This window comes from Microbacterium sp., from assembly GCF_032084865.1.
GTDB lineage: Bacteria > Actinomycetota > Actinomycetes > Actinomycetales > Microbacteriaceae > Microbacterium.
Genome location: NZ_DAMDLU010000199.1, coordinates 1 through 3,716, shown reverse-complemented (window position 1 = coordinate 3,716; position 3,716 = coordinate 1). Strand labels below are relative to the sequence as shown.

At 70.0% G+C, this 3,716-nt stretch carries 6 protein-coding genes; all 6 read left to right on the top strand.

The genetic code is table 11. From position 1 onward, the window contains the following. Positions 1 to 251 (top strand): tyrosine-type recombinase/integrase (locus tag RT309_RS14260; protein ID WP_313358099.1); only part of this gene is annotated, 251 nt, incomplete at its 5' end. A gap of 71 nt (positions 252 to 322) precedes the next feature. Then, the gene (locus tag RT309_RS14255) at positions 323 to 1,213 is read left to right on the top strand and encodes a ParA family protein (protein ID WP_313358097.1); all 891 of its coding nucleotides are present in this window, start codon (positions 323 to 325) and stop codon (positions 1,211 to 1,213) included. Further along, entirely contained in the window at positions 1,197 to 2,039 is an 843-nt protein-coding gene (locus RT309_RS14250; RefSeq protein WP_396654464.1) for a segregation and condensation protein A, read from the top strand. The genes RT309_RS14255 and RT309_RS14250 overlap by 17 nt, the downstream gene beginning before the upstream one ends. After that, positions 2,029 to 2,652: an SMC-Scp complex subunit ScpB gene (gene scpB / locus RT309_RS14245; RefSeq protein ID WP_313358096.1), complete on the top strand. Its 624-nt coding sequence runs from the start codon at positions 2,029 to 2,031 to the stop codon at positions 2,650 to 2,652. The genes RT309_RS14250 and scpB overlap by 11 nt, the downstream gene beginning before the upstream one ends. An 85-nt stretch (positions 2,653 to 2,737) precedes the next feature. Beyond that, positions 2,738 to 3,541: a pseudouridine synthase gene (locus RT309_RS14240; protein WP_313358094.1), complete on the top strand. Its 804-nt coding sequence runs from the start codon at positions 2,738 to 2,740 to the stop codon at positions 3,539 to 3,541. Then, a partial coding sequence (locus tag RT309_RS14235) for a 3-hydroxyacyl-CoA dehydrogenase NAD-binding domain-containing protein (protein WP_313358101.1) occupies positions 3,538 to 3,716 on the top strand: 179 nt, incomplete at its 3' end. The genes RT309_RS14240 and RT309_RS14235, both read left to right, overlap by 4 nt.

Here is a 3,716-nt window from a genome sequence, read left to right as displayed (position 1 = left end):
CGCCGCTGTCACGGCAGAGCGCGTGGCTGGTCATCCGGGCCGCCGCCGAGCGTGCCCAGATCGCCGCCGAGGTGTCGCCGCACACCCTGCGGCACAGCTTCGCGACGCACCTGCTGCAGGGCGGTGCGGACGTGCGGGTGGTGCAGGAGCTGCTCGGCCACGCGTCGGTGGCGACGACCCAGATCTACACGCATGTGTCGGTGGACGCGCTGCGCGACGTCTACGCGACTTCGCACCCGCGGGCGGGCTGAGGCTCTGCCGCGTGCCGACCCCGGCGCGGGGGCGCGCTGCGGATACAATCGAGCGAGCACGAAGGAGCAGGATGGCGGACAAGGTGACGAAGAGCAGGTCGAAGGCGTCGAAGGGTGACGACACCCCCATCGGCCCGACCGGTCGTCCCTATCAGGGGTTCGCGACTCCCGCGCCGCTCGCCTCGCACGGCCCGGCGCGCATCATCGCCCTGTGCAACCAGAAGGGCGGCGTCGGCAAGACGACGACCTCGATCAACCTCGCCGCCTCGCTGGCCGAATACGGCCGCCGGGTGCTCGCCGTGGACTTCGACCCGCAGGGCGCGCTGTCGGCGGGCCTCGGCATCCAGACCCACGACGTGCCCACCGTCTACGACCTGCTGCTGGACACCAAGCGCGACCCGCGCGAGGCGATCGTGCACTCGGCCGTCCCCAACCTCGACGTCCTGCCGGCGAACATCGACCTGTCTGCCGCCGAGGTGCACCTCGTCAACGAAGTCGCCCGCGAGACGATCCTCTCCCGGGTGCTGCGCCACGTGTCGGGCGAGTACGACGTCATCCTCATCGACTGCCAGCCGTCGCTCGGCCTGCTCACCGTGAACGCGCTGACCGCGGCGCACGGCGTGCTCATCCCGCTGGAATGCGAGTTCTTCGCCCTGCGCGGGGTGGCGCTGCTGATCGAGACCATCGACAAGGTGCGCGACCGCCTCAACCCGGCCATCGAGCTCGACGGGCTGCTCGCCACCATGTACGACCCGCGCACGCTGCACTCGCGCGAGGTGCTGGAGCGCGTCGTCGAGGCCTTCGGCGACGACGTCCTCGAGACCGTGATCGGTCGCACCGTGAAGTTCCCCGACGCGTCGGTGTCGGGCGTTCCCATCACCGAGTTCGCGCCCGAGCACGCCGCAGCACAGGCGTACCTGCGACTGGCGCGGGAGCTGGTCGCCCGTGGCGCCGTCGCCTGAGCACGAGACCGCCGTCGACCAGGCCGGGCGCCGCGCTGAGCCGGTCGAAGCGTTCCGGGTCTCTCTGACGAACTTCGACGGACCCTTCGACCTGCTGCTCACCCTCATCTCGAAGCACGAGCTCGACATCACCGAGGTGTCTCTGAGCCGCGTCACCGACGAGTTCATCTCGTACCTGAGGGAGCTCGACGGCGACGCCGAACTCGACCAGGCATCCGAATTCCTCGTCGTGGCCGCCACCCTGCTCGACATGAAGATCGCCGGGCTCCTCCCGCAGGGCGAGCTGGTGGATGCCGAATCGGTGGCGCTGCTCGAGGCCCGCGACCTGCTGTTCGCCCGGCTGCTGCAGTACCGCGCGTTCAAAGAGGTCTCGACGTGGTTCTCCCGCTGCCTGCAGCGCGAGGAACGCCGTCACGTGCGCGCGGTGCCGCTCGACGAGAAGCATCGCAGCCGCACACCCGAGCTCGTGTGGACGCTCACCTCCGCCGATTTCGCCGCGCTGGCCCTGATGGCCTTCACCCCGAAAGAGCTGCCGACGGTCGGACTCGACCATCTGCACGCGCCGCTGGTCAGCATTCGCGAGCAGGCCGCGATCGTCGTGACGCTGCTGCGCAGCACCGAGTCGCTGACCTTCCGCGAGCTCGTCGCCGGCATCAACGAGCCGGGCATCGTCGTGGCGCGCTTCATCTCGGTGCTCGAGCTGTACCGGCACGCCGCGCTGTCGTTCGAGCAGCTCGAGCCGCTGGGCGAGCTGACCCTGCGCTGGTCGGCGGAGAGCTGGTCGGACGAGCATCTGGCCACGTTGGGAGCAGACTATGACCGATGAGACGGGTGCCCGGCCCGAGGCGATCCCTGCGGACGACGCCACCGTGACCACGGCCGAGGCGCCGCTCGCCGAGCGCGTCGAGGCGATCCTGCTGATCATCGATGAGCCGATCGCGCTCGTCGCCCTCGCCGCGGCCGTGCACGCGCCCGTGCCGGCGGTGCGGCAGGTGCTCGAGCAGCTGGCGGAGGATTACGACGGCCGCGGGCACGGGCCCCGCCGCGGCTTCGAGCTGCGCGAGGTCGGCGGCGGCTGGCGACTGTACGTCCGCGAGGATCATGACGACCTGGTGGCGGACTTCATCGGCGGGCAGGCGCCGGCCCGGCTCTCCCAGGCCGCGCTCGAGACGCTCGCCGTCATCGCGTACAAGCAGCCCGTGACGCGCAGTCAGGTTGCATCCATCCGCGCCGTCAACGTCGACTCGGTCGTGCGCACTCTGCTCGCGCGCGGGCTCATCACCGAGCTGTTCGCCGACTCCGAGACCGGCGCGATCAACTACGGCACCACCGACCAGCTGCTGCAGCAGCTCGGCATCAACTCGATCGTCGAGCTGCCGCCCATCTCGCCGCTGCTCGACGACGGCGCCGACGGATTCGACGAGGGAATGATCCGATGACCCTTCGACAGGGCCAGGGACCCAGGCTGCGACAGGCTCAGGGGCCCAGGCCGTGGCCAGCGGCAGCAACGACCCAGGGGGAAAGATGAACAGCGACCAGCCCGAGGGCATCCGGCTGCAGAAGGCCCTCGCGAACGCCGGCGTGGCGTCTCGCCGCGTCATCGAGCAGTACATCGTCGAGGGGCGCATCCGCGTAAACGGCAGGACGGTCACCGAGCTCGGCACCCGCATCGATCCCGAGACAGACCTCATCGACGTCGACGGCACGGCCGTGCAGCTCGACGTCTCGAAGCGCTATGTGATGCTGAACAAGCCGACCGGCGTCGTGAGCACCATGAAGGATGAGAGCGGCCGGCCCGACCTGCGCCGTTTCACGAAGGAGTGGCCCGAGCGGCTGTACAACGTCGGGCGACTGGATGCCGAGACCAGCGGCCTGCTCATCCTCACCAACGACGGCGACCTGGCCCACGTGCTGGCCCACCCGTCGTTCGGCGTGACGAAGGTGTACATCGCCAAGGTGTCCGGCACCGTCACCGCTCAGACGATCGCCCAGCTCACCCGCGGGATCGAGCTCGAGGACGGCCCGATCAAGGCCGACAAGGCGCGTCTGCTGGATGTGTCGCGCGGGTTCAGCCTCGTCGAGCTGACGCTGCACTCCGGCCGTAACCGGATCGTCCGTCGCATGATGGCCGCCGTCGGGCATCCGGTCGACGAGCTGGTGCGTCGCCAGTTCGGGCCGCTGCACCTGGGAACTCTCCCGGTCGGCAGGGCGCGCGAGCTGACTAAAATCGAACGAGGCGCACTGCTGACCCTGTCGCGCCAGGATTCCCCGGCGCCCGCTGCCTCCGAGCAGCGTCGAGCGCACGACAGCCCTCAGGAGAACGAGTGAGCGATTCCCACGGTGCGCGCGCGGCGCAGAACGCCGCACGGCTCTCGGGGACGGTGCGCGTCGTCGGAGCGGGGCTTCTCGGCTCGAGCATCGGCCACGCGCTGCGCGCCACGGGTGTCGATGTCGTGCTGGCCGACGCGTCGCCGTCGCAGCTGCGGCTCGCCATCGACTACGG

Excerpts from the sequence above, each read along its gene's own strand:
- RT309_RS14255 (WP_313358097.1), top strand. The coding sequence starts at position 323 with ATGGCGGACAAGGTGACGAAGAGCAGGTCGAAGGCGTCGAAGGGTGAC.
- scpB (WP_313358096.1), top strand. The coding sequence starts at position 2,029 with ATGACCGATGAGACGGGTGCCCGGCCCGAGGCGATCCCTGCGGACGAC.
- RT309_RS14240 (WP_313358094.1), top strand. The coding sequence starts at position 2,738 with ATGAACAGCGACCAGCCCGAGGGCATCCGGCTGCAGAAGGCCCTCGCG.